Here is a 22,517-nt window from a genome sequence, read left to right on the forward strand (position 1 = left end):
TATTCATGTTGTGAAGAACTCCAGGAAGTAACTGTACAACCCGATACCAATCAACACGTTGAATGGAAAGGTAACGCCGAGAGAGGCCAGCATCGCCAGGCCAATATCGGCGTCGGGAATGGCATGCCTTACCGCTACGGGCGCCGCAATATAAGAGGCGCTCGCGGTAAGGGTGCCCAGGACCACAACTGTTCCGGGCTCCAACCCCAGCCAATGACCGGTTATCAGCCCGGGCAGGGAGAGAAGCGGCGGCATACACAGCGCAAATGCGATCAACCGCCAGTGTCGGAGCTGCACTTTTCGCAGGGTTTCTGCCGCTACGAGGCCCATTTCAAGAAGGAACAGGGACAGCACCAGAGAAAAAGCGCCCGTCAGGGGTGCTGTAACACCATCTCCCTTGTCGGGTCCGTAAAGGATTCCGATAACCACGCCGCCGACCAACAAGACCACGCTTCGATTGGTCAGGGTTTCCTGCCAAAGTGGTGTTCCCGCACTGGTGGACTGGGCAGCCTCCTGAGTACAACGACGGTACAACCAAAGGCCGGTCAGGATCGCAGGCAACTCCAGCAACACCAGATAGAGGGTAACCTGCCCTCCGGTTGCCAATCCCCGGGCCTCAACCCAGGCCAACGCAACTGCAAAGGTACCCGCACTTACGGATCCGTAGTGAGCGCAAAAGCTGGCAGCATCCGCCACATTCAAACGAACCAGATGCCGTAGCATCGGAAACAGCGCAAGGGGAATAGCAAAACCCAGCGCCATGATTGCCAACACTTCAGTCACCAGTCCCCAATGCAGGTTACCGTGCAGGGCCATGCCACCTTTGAGGCCGATGGTCAGCATCAGCAGCAGACTGAGAACATCGTACGCTGCCTTGGGAATCGTCAGGTCCGAACGTAAGGTTCCGGCAATCACGCCGAGCAGGAAGAACATCACGATGATGTCAGGCATTTCTATCAAACTCCGCTAAAACAAAGGGCCCCGCAGGGCCCTCTTTAAAATCAGAATAATCTACGCAGATCCCGCCTGATGATAGGCTGGCCGGAACAGCACAGGACTTACCTGAGACTTCGTCACAGGATCTGAATCGGTTGTGGCCTCGGCCACCTCAAAAACATGGTAGGCCTCGGGGCCAAACGGATCGAGTGCGGTATCCAGGTACTGGTAACTGGCCGGTACCGGATCGCCCGAATACACCACCAGAAATTGCCGCTCTACCACCGGTATATCGACGTTCAAGGGCTGTTCCACCCAAAGGTAAACACCTTTCTGAGGTACCACGTACTCGCAGCGAACCACACGATACCCCTTTCGGAGCTTCAGAGTATTGGGTTCTTTTCCGCTCTCAAGACGAAACTTGTGAATCGTTTTCATGGCCGGTTCTCCTTCTGTGGAACACAATGCCATCATCCACAATCAATAAATCGAAAGGAACATAGTTTTTTCTGGTTTTTTATTCGGTTTTTTCGATCTTATCGTCCAGCTCCGGTCGTTCTCTCAGCAATTCCGCCACAGCCGCGTTGTGGCTACCCCGGGCACGTGTGACTGCATACAGGTTATCCCTCACCTCCTGGATACTGGCGACGTGAACCACCCGGTACTGCCGACATACTTCTTCACTGATGGCGGTGGGTGCCGCGAAATAACCCAGCCCCTCCCGGCCAAAGACCTTAATCAATGCACTATCATCCACCTCCGCCACCACTTTCACCCGAATGTTCTGGCTGGAAAACCAATTCATCAGAGCGCTGATATAGGGTGCATCGAGGGATGTCGCCAGAAACGGTTGCCGGTCAAGGCTGGCGGGGAAATCCGCCGACAGACTGGCGGCCAGATCCGGGGCCGCGAATAGCGACATGGAAGAACTCGCCAAACGATGGCTGCGAAAATGGCCCGCCTCCGCAGATGCCGGCTGCCGGTCAGTCAGTACGATGTCCAGCTCCCGCTGGCCAAGACGCTTCAACAGTTCCGTGGTATCTCCGCTTCGGCAGCTCAGACGCACCTCTCGGGAAAGAGAAAGAGCGGGCTCGGTCAAGTGGTAGGCAATCAACTTATGGATAGATGCGGCAATGCCAACGGACAGGCTCAGGGGCCTGTTCTCCGGTGGCTGCCGAAGCACATCCGTCAGCGCCTGTGCAGTCTGGAACATATCGTCCGCGTAACTGAACACGGTTTGCCCGAATTCGGTCAGCTGCAGCGATCGATTGGCTCGACGAAAAAGGGCATTGCCCAAAGCAGATTCAAATGTAGCCAACTGACCGCTAAGGGTCTGGGGGGTCAGCTCAAGATTCTCAGCTGCACGAACAATAGAGCCATTGCGGGCAATCACCCAGAAATAGTAGAGGTGGCGAAAGTTCAGGTTATCCATCTCCAACATTACTCACGTTATGAGAAGCAATGCCTATCCTGCCTGAAAAACCTGAACTTACGCTACTGGCCGTAACGAATCACCGTTCGCAAATCACATCATTTATGGCAAACGGTACAGCCAAGAGCGACCGTTAGCTCATGCTCTTACCGGGCACCCCACTCATGTTGAATCAAAGCACGCTCGGCATCAGGTCCGATCGGAACGTCCGCCATCATCCGGTCCAGCGTCTGGTCAAGTGCGCTTCCGCCACTGGCCGTCTGATAGGTATCGGGTGCGGCGGCGGGTTCGGCTTCCACCTGCGCCACACGTTCCCAGGTGCCCCCATCACTGCGACAGGCAATCTGCTCCGACGCAGAGGCCTCCATGTCCAGACGGAACTGGCGGCACCATTCGCCGGCCTGGCTCCGGAACGTCAGCCTCGGTGTCAGTGTTGTCTCACTATCAAGATGATAGACCTCGCCGCTGGGTTGATGATTCAGAATGTCCACTATCGCGGGCCACGCCGGCTCCCCGTCGGATGGCTGGGTCAGCCATTGGGTCATCACCACCCCTGCGATCACCGCAGCAGCAATCGCCTTACCGGTGTGCCCCTTGACCCTGCGCCACCACGGAAACACAACTACATGATCCTGCGCGGGCGCGGCATTTTCAGGAGACTCCGCTTCGAGCATTCGGATTATCGAAGCCGGCACTGGGCGATCGTCAATCGAACCATAATGCGCCTGCAGCTCGGCATCCACCGATGCCAGTTCCGCCAGACGGTCTGCCAGTGTCGGATTCTCCGCCAGATGGTCCCGGACCACCTCCATCTCTGCGTCGTTCAGCTCGTTGTCGAGGAAAGCCGACAGGGTTTCGTCAGTTATGTTCATGAATCGGTCCTCATGGTTGCAGGCGACAATGCCTCACTCAGTGCCGCCCGGGCACGGGCCAGCCGGCTCATTACCGTGCCACTGGGTACCTCCAGGATTTCAGCCACAATCTTGTAGGGCATTCCCTGGATCGCCACCAGGGAAATGATCTGGCGCTGATCCTCCGGCAGCCGGGCCATGGCTGCATCCACCCGGTTCCATTCAATCGATTTGGTGGTCTGATGCTCGCCATTCACCACCTGACCATCACTCAGCTCCGGGTGCTCTGCCGCTTCCCGGCGAACCTTTCTGGCCCTACATTCGTCTATCCAGACATTACGGCAAACCCTGAATGCCCACTTGGTGAGATCGGCGTCGTCCGGGGTACCCCGGGTCAGCAAACGCTCAACCGTATTCTGCAGAAGGTCATCGGCATCGGCCATGGAGCCTGTCAGCGAATAGGCAAATCGTCGGAGCCTGGGTAGAAGTTCAGTGATTTCCTGTTGCATAGCCTTCTTTTTCAATGGGTGTTATCTGTAAAACGGATTGGCAACGGGTTTATTCCATCAACCAGGGAATTTTTTCCGCACCGGGCCGTTGTAACCTATGAAACACACGCAAATCCGGACTGGCACGATGAAAGCTCACTTAATGACACGCTTGCTCCCTGTTATTGCTCTCTATTCGCTTGCCGCACCAGCTCTGGCATTGGGTGGAGGCAGTCTCCCGGATACCCAGGCAACCCAGATCACCCGGCAGGTGGAACAGAAAGCGGGACGGGTGGTAGAGCGGGCCATGGACAGACGCCTTGAGAAACGCGCTGAGGCAAAAGCCAACCGCGTCAGGGAGCGGCTTGCCGAATTGCCCCGGGCACTTTCAATAAACACGACCACAGGACAAAAAGCGTTCAATGATGTAGTGCTGGACGATGGTTTCCGGGCCGTTGAACGTCAGTGGCTGGTCACAGGCACGGCCTCGGACATTGACAGTCTCAGCCAGCCGGGGATCACTCTTCTGGAACGCCGCGAGCTGTCCGGGCTGGGGATGACCGTAGCCCGCTTTCAGGTCAGACCTGAACTGGATTCCCGTGCCGCCCTGGAAGACGCTTTACCGGAACTGGCCGACCGGCTGGACCGGAACCATATTTTTGAACCTCAGGCCGGGTCAGAAGCAGCCAGACCCGATGCCGACATTCCGCAGTGGAAAAGCCTTTGTTCTACGCCCGCTCGCGTCGGAATGGTGGATACCGCCATTGCCACCGACCACCCGGTATTCAGAAACGCACAGATCGTGCAGCAACGCTTTCTGGCTTTGGCCGATGTGAACGGTGAACTTCGGGAACCCAGGGACCATGGCACCGCCGTCGCCAGCCTGATGGTGGGTAGCCGCGAGGACCAGTGGCCTGCCCGGCTGCCGGAGGCCACTGTGTTCAACGCATCGGTATTCTATGACCGGGAACGCAGCCTGTCCGGGGCTACCCTCGGGCATCTGCTGGAAGGACTGAACTGGCTGGCCAATCAGGATCTGTCTGTCATCAACATCAGCCTGACAGGCCCGGATAACCGACTGCTCGCCGCTGCGGTGGAGGCCCTCCGGGCACAGGGCGTCTTGCTGGTGGCGGCCGTCGGTAATCAGGGGCCTGCTGCCCCGCCGTTGTATCCGGCGGCCTATCAGACGGTGGTGGGTGTGACGGCAGTGGACGCCTCAGGCGAGCTCTACCGATGGGCTAACAGGGGGGAGCAGGTGCTGTTCGCCGGCCCCGGGGTGTCCGTTGCCGTGGCGCACCCCGATGGCGGTATGGTCGTCGACAGCGGCACCTCGCTGGCGGCACCGGTGGTCGCCGCTGCCCTCGCCTGCCGCCGAGGCGATCAGTCGGGAGAACAGGCCATCAATGCCCTGACTGAAGAAGCCAGGGATCTGGGCGAGCGAGGCCGTGACACCAGCTTCGGTCACGGCTTCCTCGACCTGTGACAAGGACCGGTCAGAAACCGGCCCTGAGCGTAACTCCCGCTACAGTCTTGTCGTAGTCAGCGGAGTCCACATTGGAGGTGTAATCACCCCATGAAATGCTGGGCTCCAGGCTGAACACCTCATTAAGACCAATCCGCCAGCTCGCCTCCAGAATACGCGCCCGGTCCGCCCGTCTGCTTGTCGAACGCTCCGTCAGGTCACCGGTCAGAGGGTCGTTCAGCAACGGATCCGAGCTGGTTACGGTGACCTCGTCGTACTTGCGGTCCTCGTAGCGCCAGCCAAGGCGCAGCCTGTTTTCCTCACCACCCAGAGTGAATTTATGTACCAGTGCCACCCGGACCCGCAGCAGGTCATTGTTATAGGCGTCCGCCTCGGCATCCTCGCGGTCACCATCGAGACCGAGCACCAGGTGACTCCTGGCCTGATTGAAGAAGAAAAACGAGTCCAGGCTGACACCGCGAATGTCCGCATCCCGGGCATCGCTGTCGTCAAAGTCCTTGCTCTTGTCCTGCAGGCTGGCCAGCAGATACACGTCTTCCCCGATAAGGCGCCCCAGGTAGATGCTGGCCCGCCGGAAATCCAGAAACGGGTCCGACCCCAGGGTCGCGTGGGAATAGTGATAGCTGGTGCCAACGGTTACCGGGTCAAAGTCGTAACTGATATCAGCCGACAGCAAGTGAATATCCTGATCGAACTGGTCCAGGCTCTGGTATCGCCTGCCTGCCACTGAATAACCGAGGGTCACGTTCAGCGGCTTGGCGGGTTTCAGCACTCCCTCAAGGCCGGCATCAAACACCCAGGCTTCATCGCTTTGATCGGAAGAGGTGTTGAGTTCATCCACGGTCACATTGCTGTCATATTCGAAACCGCCCTCAAGGTGACCGTTCAACCGGGCATGTTCCTCAGCCTGAGCCACCAGCGACGGCACAGCGATGCCAAATGCCAGGGGAAAAATCAAAATGCGTGGAATCGATTGCATGTCTGCTCCTTGTTGGCAGCTGAAAGAAGGCCGGGCACGGTGGCCCGGCCGATCGGGAGTGAATCGTTACAGTGCGCCGCCGCTACTGGAACCTCTTACGGTTCCCTTGACGGTGTTCTGTACTTCACTCCTGACACTTTCAGACACAGACGTGCCAATTTGCTGATGGGTTTCAGCCCGAATCTCGGCATTTCGCGCCTCGTTCATGCGCTCCTGCGCCTGCTGGCGTATTTCACCGGCCTTATCGGCGGCCGCATCCGCAGAGGCAGTGGCGGTGCTGCGAGCCTTCTGGCCGGTTTCAACGCCAGCGTCTACTGCCTGATTGGCGCTCTGGCGGGCCTGGCTACTGACTGCCTCGCTGCGCTCGGAGGCGTCATCACGAGCCACTTCGCCGTCAGCATTGCCTTCCGCATTGGCCGACGCACCACCGTTGGTGGAAGCGCCATTGCGGGTGCTGGCTTCGGCGCTCATGTTGGCCTCGGCCTCCGCGCTGGCATTAGCCGCGCCGGAGCCTTCAGCAGCCAGAGCGCTGGTGGAGAGAATGGAACAGATTGCGATAGTCAGTAGATGTTTTTTCATGGTTACGTCCTCCTGATTTACCCTTATCGGGTGGCTTTCATCAGGAGGACGGTTGGGGAGAAGGTTTATTCCATAAAAATAGCAGAGCCCCCTACTACCCCTCTCGCTGCATCTTCTCACGCCGCGCGACTTCCGCCGGGGTCGGAGGGTCCATGGCAAAGTCGCCTGTTTTCACGGCACCGTCGCGCACATACTGCCCGATCACAATTCCGTTAGGAGAAACGCTATGGGCGGTCAGTTTGAAAGCCGCCGCCTTCGCACCGTCGTCAAACAGCTGCTTACCGCCCCCAAGCACGATCGGGAATGTGAACATATTGATTTCGTCGACAAGGTCATTCGCAAGCAGCGTCCGGATCAGATCGGTGCTGCCTTGTGTGATCAGCGCTGGCCCGTCTTCCTGCTTCAGCCTGGCGACATCGGCCGCCGCATCATGGAGGGCCACCGAGCCCTTCCAGGTCAGATCCAGGCCCTTTCGGGTCGCAACATACTTGGTGATCGAATTGAAGGTTCTGGCGATGGAATCATCAGGCCCCTCCTCGGCATACGGCCAGTGCGCAGCGAAGATCTCATAAGTCTTCCGTCCGAGCAGCAGGTCGAAGGGTTGACTGAACATCTTGCCAACTTCTTCGCCGAACACCTCGTCCGCCAGCGGTGCAACCCAGCCACCATAGCTGAATCCGCCGGTCGGATCTTCGTGGGGCCCGCCGGGTGCCTGCATAACGCCGTCCAGTGAAACGAAAGCGCCGACAATCACTTTCCGCATGGCTTCATCCTCCTGTTTTGTCTTCTCGTATCCGGTAGTCGAACGAGGCGCCACGTAATCGACTAACGTCCCGGATAAACTTCCTTGATCTCAGGATCGGGCTCCATCCCCACGGCGTTCCAGCTCGGTAGCTCGTCCACCGCTCGTAGCGCTTGTGGCAGCGGCGAGCGAACGCTTTCCTCGACCCAGCGTTTACGCTCGATGTCGCCCTGTTTCAGTGCCATCATCATTCGGCGCCGCTCGGCGTCCGGCAGGTGGTCCGGCGGAATATGGCCAAGACACGGGTTGGCGTGATTGAGGGCGACACCATTAACCAGCCCACGTTGAACCTGCAGGGAGTAGTCCAGGGCGCGCATCGGCGGCGATGCCACCGGCGGAGCTTCCGGTTCGCAATAACCCGGTGGCTCGGTCATCTGGCCAAACGGCTCGCTGCCGGCGATATTGCGGAACCAGTATTGCCGTTCGGTGGCGCTGCAACTGTTGTCCGGCACCATCCTCGCGGCGGTGTAAGCGCCCACGCTGGTCTGGCCCTCCCTAACCTGGGCCGTGGAATGGCAACTCATGCAGGCGGACTGGGGATTGTCCACCGGACCGTTCAGGCGGCCATGCAAGCCAACGTGACCGTCGAACGGAGCCGGTACCGCCGGGTTGATCCAGGTCTCATCGAGATCGGGGTCGCCATCGAAGGTGACGTCCGGGTCGTTCCCCCAAGCCAGCCCCACCGGAGTCAGGTTATACCAGCGCTGTTGCGGTGTTGCTGCAGGCAGTGATTCGTCGTACACGTAAGTGGCGAACACCCAACCGGTGTCGGTGGAACGCGGGTCTTTCACCGCGATATCCATCTGGATCAGTCGTACCTCGAAGGTGGCGTTCGACGCCGAGAACGGGTCCTGAATCTGCCAGGCAGGCGCATTGGCCAACGGATCGGGGCCAACAATGGCGGCGGGATCGTACTCGGCGAACAACACCTTGACCACCAATGTGCCGTCAATGAACTGCGACTCGCCGGCATCGGCATTGCTCGGCTCCGGGTCGTGAAACACCTGCCCGATGGTGTAGCCGCCGTGCCAGTTGTACATTCCAATACCAAAGGCCCCCACATCAGAGGACAGCCACGACTGCTCGGATGCCCGCAGCCCGCGTTCGCGGGTCAACCCATGGCGGGGCTCGCGGGGAAGAAGCCGGAGGTCATCATCGGTACGTGGTACCAGCGTTTCTTGCCCAGGGTGTGGTTTTGCGGCACGAAATCATGGGGCACCAGGTCTGATAGCGCGTAGTCCTTCAAAGCCTCAAGGTATGAAGCCCGTTCGGCCGGATCGGTGAAATCAAATGCCAGCCAGGGTGCACTGTCAAATGGGGACAGTGGATCCCAACCGGTAATCTCGCCGTCGTCGTTCACTACCGGCACGCCAAGGGGATACCCCTGAGCCAGGCGAAACGCCTCCACATCACCCGGTGGCGCGGCCCGCGCTATCCAGTCGGGGAACCAGCCGGAACACTGAACGGTGTAGTCATCCCCGGCGCCGCCACCTTCCCCTGTCGTATCCTGTATGGGCGGATCAAACGTGGGGCGGCAGCCGGAGACCATGAACGCACTGACAATCGCCAGGTACAACAGTCTACGGATCAGTTGATGGTTATCCATTGTCCCTCCGATGGCACGCGCTGATCGTCGATAATGAAAAGCAGATAGGCCCCCGGCGGCGCGATATTGCCGTTTGGGGGGAGCTCCACCTGCAGGGCAGCACCGTCAAGGGTGAACGCGCACTCCACAATGCGCTGCGACATATTGAAACCATGGGTGACCGCCCCCGGGGCCAGCAGGTGGACCGTCACGATATCCGCCGCTTCCGGCGAATCCACGGTTATCGTCGCGCCGTGGGCGGCGCTGGCCGGTGCGCTGGCAATCGTCGGCCGTGGCCGCTCGAAATACCCCGGCAGATAACGCTCGAACACGTCCGAATTGGGATCGCCGCCAACCAGCACACTGCCGTCGGCCAACAGGATCGCGGCGGAGTGGTATCCGCGATGGTGGGTCATCACCGGCCCCAGCGTGAAACCGCTGGCTACATCGTCGGCATCGAGCAGCTCCACCGCGCCTCCCCCGGCTACTGCATTGGCACCGCCAACCACCAGCACGTGCCCATCTGGCAGCAATACGGAGTTCACCTGCTCCGCCCGCTCCAGGTTCAGATCCGGAAGGCTTTGCCAAGCCGGCATCGCCTCCGAGAGGTCGATCAGCTCGGCGGTTTTTCGAGCGGGGGCAGTATTACCACCGATGACGACCACACGGGGTGCGTAATCCGGTGGCCGCAACGGTAACAGCACCGAGGTGCCCTTCTCTCCCCCGGTGCTCCGGTTGCCGGCAATCGTGGCATAGGTTTCCAGGCCGCCGATGGGCTCGATGGTAAAGCGGTGGGTCGGATCGTGGGGGCCGGCGATGAACAGCCGGCCGTCCGGCAGCAGATAGGTCCATGGGTAATACTGGTGGTGGTCCATCGCCGCCGGGAAATCAACCGGCGCGCTCCAGGTGCCACTGGCGGAATCCCAGATCTCCAGGGATTTCGAGGCGGAGCCGTAAATTGTGGCAATGCGACCGTCGGCCAGGGTCAGGGTAGTGGCGTAAAACCGTGGCTCGGCGGTGGACCCGGTCTGCGACCATTGTTCCGTGGCCGGGTCGAAGACAAAGGCATTCACATAGTTGCCGCCGGGGCCGGCAAAGCCGCCGTGTCCCAGCACGCGACCGTCGGGAATAAAGGCGTGGGCCGCCGACCACAGGTCGGACAGGTCGCTGTCCATGCCCGGCAACGCCGCCGGCTGCGGCGAGGGCTCGGCAACCGTTGGCCCCGGCGGATCATAGAGGCGGGACTGGTCAGCCCGGGTATAGCCCCAATACAGCACCTTGTTGGTATCGGGCAGCAGGCAGGCGTGCATGAAGGTGACTTCCGGATCGACCTCCAGCTCCTCCCAGGTTCCGGGGCTGAGCTTGTCGCAGTATCCCATCTCAGCCATCGGTATGGGGTTGCTATCATCGAATAGCTGAATACGCCCTTCCGCCAGCAAGGTCTCCTTCATGGATTCGGTAAGCCACACATCCTTGTAGGATCGCACAACCGCGATCATGCCATTCATCATGTGGTGGTGGACGTGGCAATGCACCAGGAAGTCCCCCATCAACCGCACTTTCTCGGCGTCGGGTGGGCGGTCGTCGGCGTCCTGGATTGCCGCAACCTCCTCCGGCAGGATCAGCGCCGGTGGCGCCACCGTGTCGACAGTGAACGACTCCGCCGGCCCAACGGAGCGCACATCGTGATTCTCACCGGCCAGTTCCCAGCGGATGTTGTGGGGATGGAAATTGTGCCATTCGTGGCCAAAATCGAGGTTGAACACGTACCAGCGAATCTTCTGCCCGGCACGCGCAATGATGGTGGGCGTATTGCCCACAAACCCACGGCCATTGATGCAGTGGGTGACCAGCGCCGCCCCGTCCCTCGATGTCACGGTGTGGTGCTGCATGCTCAGGTTGTTCCAGGTAACCGTGCCGCCAGGCGCGACATCAATGGAGTCCGGATAGAAGCCCATTGCCGGCGCATCGAGGATGTTGACCGTGGCAGTGGCCGGCGCACCGGAGACGACATTCACAGTACCGGTCATTGCCGGGTGGTAGGCACAGAAATACTCGTAGCTGCCGGCATCGTCGAAGGTGTGGTCAAAGGTGCCGGCGCCGTTTTCCTCCATATCGCCGCTGTCGAATGCGGGTTTGGCCTGGTCGCTGACCATCTGGTGCAGGAAAAACGGCACGTGCAGCGTATTCCAGTCTGGTCGTGGCCAGAACCGGAGGCGCAGGTCGCGCATCAGCCATTCCCGCAAGTCCTCGTACTGGTTCTGCAGCAGCAGTTCCTGCCTCCGTGTCAAACGGGCCCGCAGGGGTGTGCGGGGGTCCCTCCTGGCCGGTTTCGCCTGCTTCTTGGCGGGCGCACACAACGGCAACTTGAGTCCCTTGTACACCATGTCGGGGAAACGTTCCGGCAGCGGGAGCGGAATGGGCCAGCGAAACGGGCGCTTGCGAATGATGATCCCGCCAAACAACCCCAGCTTGGAGCTGCCATGGGAGGCGTGTGAGGAATGATCGTGAAACGGCCAGGCACCGATCATGTTTTCCCGCACCTGATAGATATACGTCCAGGACTTTCCCGGGCAGATCTCATCGGATCGGCGACCATCCGCCGCCTGGGTCCCCATCGGCCAGGCGCCATCGGAATCGATGCCATATTCGATACCATGGATATGAAACGAATGGGGGCGATTGTCGGCATTATGCACGTGGATGCGAACGTTATCGCCAACGTAGGCATAGAGCACGCAACCGGGCACCCGATGATTCCACACCGGTTCATTAATGTCCGCATGGACCAGTTTGCTGGTGCGAGGAATCAGGTAATCGGCATCCTGATACTCACGGAAGGTCACCGCGCGCAGTGCGCGGGCATCACGCTCGGCATCCGGGATCACCCCCATGGGGTGCCCCATGTAGTGCATGCCGTCGCGTTTGTACTGAATGGGGGGAATGGCAAAGGGGTCCGGCTCAACCGGGCTGTAATCCTCCATTGCCTCGATACGCAGGTAGAAATCCCTGTCCGCCATAATATGCCTCCATGCAGATGATTCGCGTCCTGGAACGTTGCCCGACAGCGACGCATAGATGCGTATTTAATGCGTACTTACAACAGAGTAGCCCTCCTCGAACATTCAACAAGATCGAAATGTTCTTTAAAATTCCTGCATAGAAGAACGGCTTACATGCTCCTGTTACCCTTGAAAGGGCCAACATGACCCGTTTCCTCACCTACTTGCCCACTTGAGCCAGGGTCTCCTGAATCCGATCCAAGAGGTCGGTAACCCCGATATCCACACCCATCTGTGACAGTAAAGTAGAAACTTGCCCCCGATGGTGAGTCTGATGGTTAAAGAAATGCAGAACCAGGCTCGAATATCGTTTATTGGCAGGAATCCCTTCGATGTTGTGGTAGCCGAGAACGAAATCCAGATCGCCTTCGGACAGCTCGGCTATCCAGTTGATAATCTGACGATCCAACCAGATCCGCTGCTCAGACAAGCTACCAAGATCGTTAAAGAGTATCTGATCCAGCCTGGTCGGATTTTGAAGATCAGCCACTTCCCGCAACGAGTTCAGGCAGGACGGATGGGTGGCAAATCGTTTGAGCCAGATAATGTCACCAACGAGGATGTGATTCAGGGTGCCCAGGATGGAGCCGAAAAAGGCCCCCCGATCTTTGGCCAAATCTGTTGCAGAGAGATGTCCCGCAGCCTCATAGACCTTCGAGTTCATCCACTGATTGTAGGCGGCCAGCAATTCAAAGTGATTTTTCAAGCTCATCAGAGTTCCTTCATTTCCATATCGGAGGCTCTCGTTGGTCCAGAGGGTGAATGTCATCCAGGTTGGCCGTGTTGCGGGCCACCCAAAGATCGTACATATCCTGCATCGCGAGCCAACTTTCAGGAGTACGCCCAAGAACCTTCGATAACCGCAGAGACATTTCCAGACTGATACCGCTATCCCCTTTGAGCAGCCGAGACAAGGTGGAGGGTGCCCCCCAGACTCGAAGAAAGCTGACGAGAACTGATGCCTAAAGGCTCGAGGTACACCTACCAAATGAACTCACCAGGATGCGGCGGATTATGCATTATTCGTAGTGGCTCCAGAGCCTGAGAACTTTCACCACCTGCTCGTCTTCGAGCACCTGGTAAACCAGACGATGCTGAATATTGATTCGGCGTGAATAGGCCCCCGCAAGGTCACCAATGAGCTTCTCAAACGGAGGCGGTTTGCGGTACGGATCTTCAGCTATCAGCGCTAACAGTTCCTGGGCTTTTGGTTTAAGGCCGCTGGAGGCCAACTTCTTTGCATCTTTCTGGGCTTGCTTGGTGTAAACCAACTTCCATGTCACCAGTCCAGCTCCTCATCGCATTCATCCACTGGGGTATCCATCCCCTCGCGAATAGACTCCCGCATGCCTGGCACGGAGAGCAGGTAAAGTGTTTCCTGAATAGCCGACCAGTCTTCTTCGGATACCAAGACGGCCTTGTTCCGCTTACCCATAATGACGATTGGTTGGTGTGACTCGGCTGTTTCATCAATCAACCGATAAAGGTTGCTGCGCGCCTCAGTTGCTGTAATTCCTGTCATGACGCACCTCTTGCGTGTTTAACTTTTAATCAATTGTACGCTTTTGAGTACGTACGTCAAGACGAACGCCTTGATGGATTCCAGCTTATCCCAGTATGTGATGAGGATAAGCTCAACTTTGCCTGTCATGAACTTTTTCCAATCACTCTCTTTCATGGGTAACTCGGAACTCTAACGCCGCCAGCATGCGCGACTACGGAATGTAGGCGAAGCCGGACTGGAGCAAACGTCGCCGTGACTGGCCTGATTAGGTTAACGATTCCAAACTCTCTCTGGTGGCTGACCAAGCTGCCACTCTACATAATCTTCGGGTGGTGCACCGATATCAGCAATATGCTCAGCCTTGAACGGAATCTCCGCACCAAAAACTAAATACACATCGTCCTCTGGCTCAACGGTGGCAGGCTTGGAATCCAAAGTGCCAATGTAACTGTCCCCGATCACCTCCGATACGATAACCCACATTCTTTCCACTTGAATAAATGGAGCACCGCCTTCATCCAAAAATTCAATTTGAAACAGTAACTTCTCAGCGTCACCTCTCTTTAGACTTTTCCGTGCGGCGAGTTCAGGAATCCAGAATGTGTCTGGTGCTTTCGCGTGCGATTCCTCTGCACTTCCCAGCTCCCAGTGGTCTTGTTCAAACGATGGCATTTCTATCATGCGAGAACGCTGCTCCTGAACCTCACGTTGGCGCGGCCAAAAAAATGACTATTGCCTGTTGATTCCGAGAAGGCTCATATGTGTCATAAATTCTCCCGGACGAACTGCTCCACACTGAGATGTTGCCCCTGTTTCTGATAATGCCTGTCTATAGCGTAAGCCATTTTTTCCAGCGGAGCTTCGTCGTACCCCAAATCCTGAATCTCTCGAATGTAGCGCTCTACAAAACCTTGAGGGGTGAGTTCCCGCCATTGAATCACATGAACCAATTCATGGAAGTGAAGTCGCAACTCGTTCGCTGCACTTTTCTTCACATAATAGGTGTCATTGTACGTAATGCCTCCAACATCCATGTCGATGAAATCTCCCAAACCCGCTTCCCGTAACTCGGGAAAATCGGGCTTCGGAATTTCGTCGGTAACAACGAAAAATGCTGTGTTGAGGAAGTCGGGCGAATAGAAGCCTTTAAAGTGTTCTTCAAAGACGGAGCAGGACTGACGTACCTCTTTGTAGGAGGAATTAACCTGGTGTATCCATTGCTCGATCTTGTCGATCATAACCTCTCCTATTTATAACGCCCGGCACATGCGCTGGTTTGGCGCGGACAAGCGGTCGCCGTGATGCCGCTGGTTATGTGGCTGAATCATCCAGTTTTTTGTCGATCGCCGACGTATCGATATATTTTTTGATGACGAGCCAGTTTTTCTCGCTGGTCTGCATGACGGCGATACCAACTACCAGAATCCCAACCAAGACTCCACCTCCTTACAGAATCGCTGGATGGCTTGCTGATTCATACCACCGAAAGGAAAGAAGAAGAATAAGAACGCACGCAATCCATAGCGTCCAGTTGAACCAAGACCGCGTAATGACAGCAGGTTTATTGCTATCAACCTTTTTAAGGAGCTCTTCAAGCACCTTTCTTTCCTGTTTCTCCGTCACAACTCCTCCAATACTCATAACGCAGAGCGCACCGGTGGCCTTTACAGAGCGAAGCGGCGTAAAGGACATTTGCGTGACGCGTATTGTTATGCACTGTTAAACATCCCGCCTTTGCCCGATACACAGCAGTGCAGTTGGTTCCATGTTTGAAGGTAATCTCAATGTTTCCTTAACCCTTTCATCATCAAATCCGGCCACCAGGACACAACCAACTCCGAGAGCCGTACTCTGAAGATGAACATTTTGTGCTAAAGCTCCAGTTTCCATATATACATAGCGAGCACCGCGCTCTCCCTCGGGTGGCTGACGTTGAAAGTGCCGAACCGCATATCCGAGTTTCGCGGTAACTCCGATGACGATAGCCGCATCCTTCAACCAAGGCTGATTACCAATACCTACCTCTTGCATGGTGTCCTCCGGAATACGATCACCGATAAGCTTCAGCGAATGGCTATCAGCCATATACTCATAAGTGCCGGGCTCAAGCCCTGATACACGCTGCACCACAATTTGTAGGTGCAACGGATATAATCCACCCGCCGATGGAGTTGCTCTTTTTTGGTCTGGGCCTGTCACTCCTTGGGCCGACCAAAGCAATTGGGACAAAACACCCATGGGTAGCGGTGTCTTTGTGTACTCCCTAACGCTGCGTCGAGCCTCAATACAACCAACCAATGGCTCAGAGTCTTGCGATTCCGGCGCAGGTAGCTCAAAGACCATGCATTCACTCCCTATGCATAACGCTTTGCATAAACGATGACTCGTCAGGGGCGTCCGGTGGAGGCCCGTCGGGCCGGAACGAATTTAATGCACTTGTTGGGCGCGCGCTCATGGAAACGAGAACATGTTGACAAGTAGTCCGTTCGGGTCCGCGACCATAAACCGCCTCATCCCGAATTCCTCATCGCAGATGTCGAGCGCCACCTCGAAACCACGGGCCTTCACTGCAGCGTATGTAGCCTCAATATCTTCGACCTGCACGGATATGATGACGCCCTGTGCTGGGTGCTGAAAAGGGCGTGGTGTGAACTCATGGTCGAGGCGCATGATACCGATTTGCAGTTCCGGCTTTTCGGACGATGCCATCTGGATGTACCAGCCCTTGTGCTCGAAGCCAACAACAAAACCCAGCAACTCCTCATAGAAGTCGCGGGTCTCTTCCATCTTGTCAGTGCAGATGTTCGGAAGCAGCCTCGTAACGGCGATGCCTTCAGTCATAGTTCACTCGGTTGGTTTGGCCAGCTCTTGACGCCCAACGCCGCTCAGCACGCGCGGCTACGAAATGGAAGCGAAGCCGCAATGTAGTAGACGTCGCCGTGACTGGCATTGTATGGATAATTTCTCAGTTCCTCGCACCGCACGGAGCAGCCGGTAATTTGCCCGCCAAAGTTCGCTGCCATGCCGTAGCAACCTCCCGGGATCTGTATATTCCCCGTAAGTTTCCACCAAGTGTTGGCGCCCATATTGTCGTCCTCATGAACTCGCGACCACCGACAACAATGCGGCTCATTTCACTGCCGTTTGTTTCCGTAAATCTCTCAAAGCTCGTGGCGCCAAGTTCCGTTAACTTGATGAAAACCGGCCAGCCACGGTCTGTTTGTTCGCCTACGGCTGACTCCTGCACATAGGAAGAACACAGGTGAAATTCCACCTCGGGGTCTGCTAGTACAAAGGCAGGAATAACCAGCAAAGAAAGAACTATCCATTTCATTGTGATGATTGCCTATCGCCAGCAATAAACGGCGCCCTGACAAGGGCGTCCGGTGGAGGCCGAAGTGCAGAACAGACTTAATGGCCTCGTTAGCCATCACTCGCAGCTAGCGTTCAATACAAAGTGTGAGTTGCCCTCTCGGAAAACTAGATTATTCCTAGCAGCATGCTCTCTGATTCCACTCTGGTCTGACTGGAAGTATGTATGACCCTGATCATCTGTTCTTTCGCACGACAGTGATGTGCCGGAATCAAGATCAAAAAACGCTAGCGTGCACGAGTAGGAGCCCTCTGAAAGTTGAAAGTATTCCCGCTGCACATCGGACTTTGGCGTGAGTTCAAATACAAACTGAACAGTCCGCTTTGCCGCAGCATTGGACTTCACCGCAGCAGTCACGTCCTCTATTTCGACTATGCAGGTGGCGGTATCCGCCGACGCACTCAAGACGGGTACTGCAATCAAGAAAAGCCAGCAATATTTTAATCGGGTCATCCTGGACCTCTCTTTAATGGCTAACGCCAGCGCACAACGGCGCACTTGAAATGGAGGCGCAGCCGCAATGAAAAGGGCGTCCGGCGGCCACAGGCCGCGTATTGATGCGCCTTGTTATAAATCAGTGACTTTGGTGCTCATAAGAGCACTGTTTCCAGAGAACCCAAACTGCTCGTAGAGCCCTTGTGCATCGCGGGTTTGCAACACCATCTGGGTTCCCTTTATGGCCGGGTGCACTAGCAAACACTCCATGATCCACTTACCGAGACCGCTACCGCGAAATTCGGGTTCAACCACAATATCCGCCACCCAGGTAAAAGTAGCACTATCGATGACCGCCCGCCCAAAACCGATCTGTGTAGAACCATGGTAAAGGCTGAAACAGATGGAGCCTGAAACCATGCGATCTACGATTTCTCTAGGGCGACGGCCACCCCAATAGGTTGCGGCAAGCAAGCGGTGGACGACATCCAGTTGCACCTTGGATCTGTCGTCAGTGATTAGGTAATCGTCCTTGCGCCATTCCATCGATGGCTACTCCCTGATTTATAACGCCTTGGTTTAGCGGCGCCCATGTAGCGCAGCGAAATGGGCGTCCGGTGTAGGGCCGGAGGCCCGGAACGTACTACAACAATTGGTTAAGGGCTCCCCCGCAAAACACGAATGAGTGCGGCGTACACATGCCACAACAGCCCGCCAAGGCTCGAAAAAACTACAACGGAGGCTCCGAATACTGTTGCTGCCCCAATTGCACCTGACGTTTCACCTTGGAATGGATAGAGAAAAACGACCAGTGCGATGAGGCCTATCAGAACCCCAACCGTTGCGCCGTTAATGACTCCGTGGCGTTTTGCTATGGCGCCTGCGACGAAACCAGGAGCAATGAAAATAGGAAGCAACCAAAAGCCAATATTCCCGAGTTCATCCTGATACTCAAAGCCAACAGAAAATGTGAAGGCCGCATAAAAGATCAAGAATGCGCTCGCGCCTGCTCCAACGGCTTTGAAATTCACGACTGCCATATATTCCCTTAACGCCATGCGCAGCGGCCGGTTTGTGGAGCGCAGCGGAACTAATCGGTCCGACTGACGCTATTGGTTATGCATAGTTTCTGTCTTTACCAATTGTGTCGGTAATGCCCTTTTGGCGACCTTTGCTCAAACTCTTAAACGCTTCTTGAATTGCTCTATGCGCATCCTTGCTTCCTCGGGCGGCATCAGTTTTTATCCAGCTCTCGAGAATCGTTAGATCCTTCTCATTACCCTCATCTTTTTTTAACTTTTCTTGTACGTCCCACCATTTGTTGGAATAGGTTTTGATATTTTTCAACACGCGCCGCAGGTCGAAAAGGAGCAAATTAGTGTGAGGAAGTTTGACCGAGATTTCATTAAGTACGAACTCCAGATCAGCAAGGTCATCACTATTTACGGACACACCGATAGAAAGGCATTTTTGAAGTTCATTTTCATCGGTGAAGTTTTCGAAAACCTTGCGCAACCGTCGACAATAAAAAATCAACAATTCTGCCGCTTCATCTCTTCTTCGGCCTTCCTCAGCTTTGCCAAGAAACCATTGCACTACGCCACTGACAAAAACCCCAAACAAAGCCGCTGAAGCACCAATGATTGCGCCTTGTACTGCTGGGTCCAAATCAACCTCCTCTTCAAAATAAATGCATAACGCCGTTGTTCAGCGGCAGCCTTGGCAGAGCGAAGCGGCGACAAGGCTGTCCGGTGGAGGGCCGTCCGGCCCGGAACAAACTGGAACACTTGGTTAGGCACTTTACTCCCAACCAAACCGCTTGGGGTCCGTTTGCTCCCGAAATTCATCTGATAATTCTCCGAGCAAGGATTCATCAGCGAGGCCCTTTGCTCGAATTGCCGTGAGCTGCATCGGTGCATTGGACCGGCTGTGATCATCAAATATTAACGACATTTCCTTGTCGCGGTTTTGAACAAGCTTGTAGAGCTGCAGATAGCGATTGTGAACGTGCTCGTCGGTGTTGGAAATGACCTCTCCAAACTCATCAAGAGCCTGGGTGCAAAAACGCTCGATGGCTCTTTCCTTTATGACCTTGAACTTCTTCCAATCACTCTCTTTCATGGGCACCCCTTGTGCCTAACGCCAGCCAGCATGCGCGGCTACAGAATGGAGGCGAAGCCGCAATGTAGTAGGCGTCACCGTGCCTGGCCTTGTATGGATAATTTCTGCCGTGTTTGGGTAAATTGAGGCCCACCCCCAGTGGCCGCTGGGGGCCTTCATGCAGCAGCTCGATGCATGGCCGGCTCCTCTTTCGAGAGACCGATAACAAGTGTGTAGCGCTGCATGACTCTCAAGCGATAACTCGAACAGTCATCGGGGCCTCGAGCCCGTATAGCAAGGCAGAGTCAGCTTATTATGAACAACACGGAAATCCAAACCCCAGTCAATGTCGGTGTCGACGTCGGTAAAGCCAATCTGGACATCGCCCTTCATCCCTCTGGGCAGTTCTACACCATTCCAAACACCGAAGCACACATCCGACGCTTCGTCCGAATTCTCAAAAACTACGAGATCGAACGTATCGTTGTCGAAGCCTCAGGCCGGCATGAACACGTCCTGGTTCAAGCGTGCCATCAAGCAGGTTTGCCAATCATTATCGTCAATCCCATCAGCGTTCGGCGCTACGCTCAGGCCATAGGGGTACTCGCCAAAACCGACCGGATAGATGCAAAGGTCATTGCCCAATATGCCGCCACACTGAAGCCTGAGTTCAAGCCAATTCCAGATAAAACTTCCCAAAAGATTAGAGACTTACTGATCAGGCGCACTCAGCTTCTGGAAATGTCCACCATGGAGAAAAACCGTCTCCAGATCCTGCCGAAATCCCTCCATCGGTCGATCAAAAGCTTGCTCAAAATGCTTCAGAATCAGATCGAAGCAGTCACCCGACAGATCGAGCAGGAGGTCGCCAAAGTCGATCATTGGCGGACCAAAATGGAGATCATGACCAGCGTACCTGGGGTTGGAAAGGTCCTTGCCTACACCTTCCTGAGCGAACTTCCAGAGCTCGGTTCGCTGAACCGTAAGGAGATCGCTGCACTCGTCGGTGTGGCACCTATCAACCGCGACAGCGGCAAGCTCAATGGCAAGCGGAGAATAAGAGGAGGTCGCCATAGGGTTCGCACCGTCATGTTCATGGCCATGCTCTCATCCATCCAATGCAATCCGGTTTTTAAACGCTTTTACGAGCGCCTAAAGGCCCAAGGGAAGACCCCAAAAGTAGCCCTGATTGCCTGCATGAGAAAAATGATTGTGGTGCTCAATACCATGATCAAAAACCAGGAAGTATGGCGGGCAGAAATGGCTTAATTTATGGAATTGACACCACAGTCACTTGTTATGTATTACTGTCTTGGCTCCGACCATGACTCGACTTTCCCACGCATAAAGACAACTTTTGCGCGGTTTGGATAATACCAATGCGCCACGTTACCTCCATCCACTCGCTCAGGCGTACCGAGTATCCTTTCAACATCGTCGTAGCCCATCGCTGTTGTCAGCTTTCTCCAGTTTGCGATTGATTTCCAGCCATCCCCATTCGCGACGAATTCCTGGCCTTCATCTTGATCATTGAACTGGGATTCTAGGTTCGATAACCGAAACTTCAGTTCTTGGACTTGCTTCTCCAGTCGATCAATTCTAGCGCTGTCATCTGCATGCACATTGAGGGCAAAGCCGAACGCGAGAAATCCTAAAAAGAAAATGGCTTTAAACATCGTCTTCCTCTCAGAAACATAACGCCAGCGCACAACGGCGCCCTCGTAATGGAAGCGCAGCCGCAATGAAAAGGGCGTCCGGCGGCCACCGGCCGCGTATTGATGCGCCTTGTTATAAATCAGTGACTTTGGTGCTCATGAGAGCACCGTTTCTAGAGAACCCAAACTGCTCGTAGAGCCCTTGTGCATCTCGGGTTTGCAACACCATCTGGGTTCCCTTTATGGCCGGGTGCACTAGCAAACACTCCATGATCCACTTACCGAGACCGCTACCGCGAAATTCGGGTTCAACCACAATATCCGCCACCCAGGTAAAAGTAGCACTATCGGTGACTGCCCGCCCAAAACCGATCTGTGTAGAACCATGGTAAAGGCTGAAACAGATGGAGCCTGAAACCATGCGATCTACGATTTCTCTAGGGCGGCGGCCACCCCAATAGGTTGCGGCAAGCAAGCGGTGGACGACATCCAGTTGCACCTTGGATCTGTCGTCAGTGATTAGGTAATCGTCCTTGCGCCATTCCATCGATGGCTACTCCCTATTTTATAAGATTTGTTTAGGCATCACCGTCTTCCCCGACTTCTCGTCTTAGCTTCAGGAGACTCAACCTTGCTATTTCGTCTTGCACGGGCTGAACTTCGGTGTGCCATTTCTTAAATCCATACCAGACCATGAAGCTCCCGGCTGCGATGATCACCGAAAGACAAAACATGAAAGTCTTCTTGTTTAACCCCGCAATTTCGAGCTTTTTTTCTAGTACCGTAAATCGGGCCTCATCCGCCACAGAACGCATCGGGTCAGCTTTCAACGTTTCATATTCGACGGCCACCTCGAAAGCCAAGTCGTTGGTTGACTGATTCACGTAAAGTATTGCACCGACTGAGAAAATAATCAGCAGAAGACCGAACAGGGCATAGAACTTGTAGATATTATCCGTCGGCAGTGGAACACGATTTTCCATTCAGATTCCTAAGGTTTAGTTCTTGCCTAATGCGAAGTTAAGCGACGCCACGTCAGTGGCGTCCGGTGGACGGCCGCAAGGCCGGGAACAATCTTAAGCGGTTGGTTAGGCATTACTGATCTTTCTCGTCCATGTTGAATACGTGCCAAGCACAGTAAAGCAGAAAAATACTCCCCACTGCGGACAAGGCCTTCTCACCATAAGGCCCGAAGGAAGTCACGAACAGCGACCTTATCGCACAGAGAAGCCCTTCGTTTCTTACCTGGCTCC

At 55.6% G+C, this 22,517-nt stretch carries 28 protein-coding genes and 1 pseudogene; 2 read left to right on the forward strand and 27 right to left on the reverse strand.

The genetic code is table 11. From position 1 onward, the window contains the following. Positions 1-3: 3 nt before the first annotated feature. From EHN06_RS12300 to EHN06_RS12320, 5 genes are all read right to left on the reverse strand, one after another. Entirely contained in the window at positions 4-951 is a 948-nt protein-coding gene (locus EHN06_RS12300; protein WP_127332857.1) for a sodium-dependent bicarbonate transport family permease, read from the reverse strand. Positions 952-1,011: 60 nt separating this feature from the next. Beyond that, a complete protein-coding gene (locus EHN06_RS12305; RefSeq protein WP_127332858.1) occupies positions 1,012-1,374 on the reverse strand; it encodes a hypothetical protein in 363 nt (120 codons plus the stop codon). A gap of 79 nt (positions 1,375-1,453) precedes the next feature. Then, positions 1,454-2,368: a LysR family transcriptional regulator gene (locus EHN06_RS12310; RefSeq protein WP_127332859.1), complete on the reverse strand. Its 915-nt coding sequence runs from the start codon at positions 2,366-2,368 to the stop codon at positions 1,454-1,456. Positions 2,369-2,514: 146 nt separating this feature from the next. Further along, the gene (locus EHN06_RS12315) at positions 2,515-3,240 is read right to left on the reverse strand and encodes an anti-sigma factor family protein (protein ID WP_127332860.1); all 726 of its coding nucleotides are present in this window, start codon (positions 3,238-3,240) and stop codon (positions 2,515-2,517) included. Next, positions 3,237-3,743, reverse strand: a complete 507-nt coding sequence (locus EHN06_RS12320) for an RNA polymerase sigma factor (protein WP_228257296.1) — start codon at positions 3,741-3,743, stop codon at positions 3,237-3,239. The genes EHN06_RS12315 and EHN06_RS12320 overlap by 4 nt, the downstream gene beginning before the upstream one ends. A 112-nt stretch (positions 3,744-3,855) precedes the next feature. Here EHN06_RS12320 and EHN06_RS12325 point away from each other — a divergent pair, with 112 nt between their 5' ends. Continuing rightward, on the forward strand, positions 3,856-5,190 hold the full coding sequence (locus tag EHN06_RS12325; protein WP_164735612.1) for a S8 family serine peptidase: 1,335 nt from the start codon (positions 3,856-3,858) through the stop codon (positions 5,188-5,190). 10 nt (positions 5,191-5,200) lie between these two features. Here EHN06_RS12325 and EHN06_RS12330 read toward each other — a convergent pair whose 3' ends face one another. The 19 genes and pseudogenes from EHN06_RS12330 to EHN06_RS12415 form a co-directional block, all read right to left on the reverse strand. Next, the gene (locus tag EHN06_RS12330) at positions 5,201-6,169 is read right to left on the reverse strand and encodes a surface lipoprotein assembly modifier (RefSeq protein WP_127332862.1); all 969 of its coding nucleotides are present in this window, start codon (positions 6,167-6,169) and stop codon (positions 5,201-5,203) included. A 66-nt stretch (positions 6,170-6,235) separates the two neighbouring features. Then, on the reverse strand, positions 6,236-6,748 hold the full coding sequence (locus EHN06_RS12335) for a hypothetical protein (RefSeq protein ID WP_127332863.1): 513 nt from the start codon (positions 6,746-6,748) through the stop codon (positions 6,236-6,238). Positions 6,749-6,842: 94 nt separating this feature from the next. Further along, entirely contained in the window at positions 6,843-7,511 is a 669-nt protein-coding gene (locus EHN06_RS12340; protein ID WP_127332864.1) for a dihydrofolate reductase family protein, read from the reverse strand. Between the two features lie 62 nt (positions 7,512-7,573). Continuing rightward, positions 7,574-8,590, reverse strand: coding sequence for a hypothetical protein (locus tag EHN06_RS12345; RefSeq protein WP_127332865.1), 1,017 nt, complete (start codon positions 8,588-8,590; stop codon positions 7,574-7,576). Between the two features lie 71 nt (positions 8,591-8,661). Then, positions 8,662-9,156, reverse strand: a complete 495-nt coding sequence (locus tag EHN06_RS12350) for a hypothetical protein (protein WP_127332866.1) — start codon at positions 9,154-9,156, stop codon at positions 8,662-8,664. Further along, the gene (locus EHN06_RS12355) at positions 9,138-12,155 is read right to left on the reverse strand and encodes a galactose oxidase-like domain-containing protein (protein WP_127332867.1); all 3,018 of its coding nucleotides are present in this window, start codon (positions 12,153-12,155) and stop codon (positions 9,138-9,140) included. The genes EHN06_RS12350 and EHN06_RS12355 overlap by 19 nt, the downstream gene beginning before the upstream one ends. Before the next feature lie 202 nt (positions 12,156-12,357). Then, entirely contained in the window at positions 12,358-12,909 is a 552-nt protein-coding gene (locus EHN06_RS12360) for a DinB family protein (RefSeq protein WP_127332868.1), read from the reverse strand. A 10-nt stretch (positions 12,910-12,919) separates the two neighbouring features. Beyond that, a pseudogene (locus EHN06_RS12365) lies at positions 12,920-13,178 on the reverse strand (HigA family addiction module antitoxin). Positions 13,179-13,216: 38 nt separating this feature from the next. After that, on the reverse strand, positions 13,217-13,480 hold the full coding sequence (locus EHN06_RS12370; protein WP_068440496.1) for a Txe/YoeB family addiction module toxin: 264 nt from the start codon (positions 13,478-13,480) through the stop codon (positions 13,217-13,219). Then, the gene (locus EHN06_RS12375; RefSeq protein ID WP_058092928.1) at positions 13,477-13,719 is read right to left on the reverse strand and encodes a type II toxin-antitoxin system Phd/YefM family antitoxin; all 243 of its coding nucleotides are present in this window, start codon (positions 13,717-13,719) and stop codon (positions 13,477-13,479) included. The genes EHN06_RS12370 and EHN06_RS12375 overlap by 4 nt, the downstream gene beginning before the upstream one ends. A 252-nt stretch (positions 13,720-13,971) precedes the next feature. Next, positions 13,972-14,382 (reverse strand): hypothetical protein, encoded by a 411-nt coding sequence (locus EHN06_RS12380; protein ID WP_206075657.1) that lies wholly within the window; start codon positions 14,380-14,382, stop codon positions 13,972-13,974. Positions 14,383-14,465: 83 nt separating this feature from the next. After that, on the reverse strand, positions 14,466-14,939 hold the full coding sequence (locus EHN06_RS12385) for a hypothetical protein (RefSeq protein WP_127332869.1): 474 nt from the start codon (positions 14,937-14,939) through the stop codon (positions 14,466-14,468). A 73-nt stretch (positions 14,940-15,012) separates the two neighbouring features. After that, on the reverse strand, positions 15,013-15,135 hold the full coding sequence (locus EHN06_RS21625; protein ID WP_265936894.1) for a hypothetical protein: 123 nt from the start codon (positions 15,133-15,135) through the stop codon (positions 15,013-15,015). A 285-nt stretch (positions 15,136-15,420) separates the two neighbouring features. After that, on the reverse strand, positions 15,421-15,939 hold the full coding sequence (locus EHN06_RS12390; protein ID WP_265936895.1) for a SagB family peptide dehydrogenase: 519 nt from the start codon (positions 15,937-15,939) through the stop codon (positions 15,421-15,423). Between the two features lie 213 nt (positions 15,940-16,152). After that, the gene (locus tag EHN06_RS12395; RefSeq protein WP_127332871.1) at positions 16,153-16,542 is read right to left on the reverse strand and encodes a VOC family protein; all 390 of its coding nucleotides are present in this window, start codon (positions 16,540-16,542) and stop codon (positions 16,153-16,155) included. A 1,099-nt stretch (positions 16,543-17,641) separates the two neighbouring features. Beyond that, entirely contained in the window at positions 17,642-18,055 is a 414-nt protein-coding gene (locus EHN06_RS12400; protein ID WP_127332872.1) for a GNAT family N-acetyltransferase, read from the reverse strand. A gap of 110 nt (positions 18,056-18,165) precedes the next feature. Further along, entirely contained in the window at positions 18,166-18,549 is a 384-nt protein-coding gene (locus tag EHN06_RS12405) for a hypothetical protein (RefSeq protein WP_127332873.1), read from the reverse strand. 76 nt (positions 18,550-18,625) lie between these two features. Beyond that, the gene (locus EHN06_RS12410) at positions 18,626-19,177 is read right to left on the reverse strand and encodes a hypothetical protein (RefSeq protein WP_127332874.1); all 552 of its coding nucleotides are present in this window, start codon (positions 19,175-19,177) and stop codon (positions 18,626-18,628) included. Positions 19,178-19,309: 132 nt separating this feature from the next. Continuing rightward, complete coding sequence (locus EHN06_RS12415) at positions 19,310-19,630, reverse strand: hypothetical protein (protein ID WP_127332875.1); 321 nt, start codon at positions 19,628-19,630, stop codon at positions 19,310-19,312. A gap of 294 nt (positions 19,631-19,924) precedes the next feature. Here EHN06_RS12415 and EHN06_RS12420 point away from each other — a divergent pair, with 294 nt between their 5' ends. After that, positions 19,925-20,878: an IS110 family transposase gene (locus EHN06_RS12420; protein ID WP_206075658.1), complete on the forward strand. Its 954-nt coding sequence runs from the start codon at positions 19,925-19,927 to the stop codon at positions 20,876-20,878. 35 nt (positions 20,879-20,913) lie between these two features. Here EHN06_RS12420 and EHN06_RS12425 read toward each other — a convergent pair whose 3' ends face one another. The 3 genes from EHN06_RS12425 to EHN06_RS12435 all read right to left on the reverse strand — a co-directional run bounded on the left by EHN06_RS12425 (position 20,914) and on the right by EHN06_RS12435 (position 22,247). Beyond that, entirely contained in the window at positions 20,914-21,285 is a 372-nt protein-coding gene (locus EHN06_RS12425; protein ID WP_127332877.1) for a hypothetical protein, read from the reverse strand. 112 nt (positions 21,286-21,397) lie between these two features. After that, positions 21,398-21,811, reverse strand: coding sequence for a GNAT family N-acetyltransferase (locus tag EHN06_RS12430; RefSeq protein ID WP_127332878.1), 414 nt, complete (start codon positions 21,809-21,811; stop codon positions 21,398-21,400). A 31-nt stretch (positions 21,812-21,842) separates the two neighbouring features. After that, complete coding sequence (locus tag EHN06_RS12435) at positions 21,843-22,247, reverse strand: hypothetical protein (RefSeq protein WP_127332879.1); 405 nt, start codon at positions 22,245-22,247, stop codon at positions 21,843-21,845. Positions 22,248-22,517: the final 270 nt, after the last annotated feature.

The sequence above is a fragment of the Marinobacter sp. NP-4(2019) genome, assembly GCF_003994855.1.
GTDB lineage: Bacteria > Pseudomonadota > Gammaproteobacteria > Pseudomonadales > Oleiphilaceae > Marinobacter.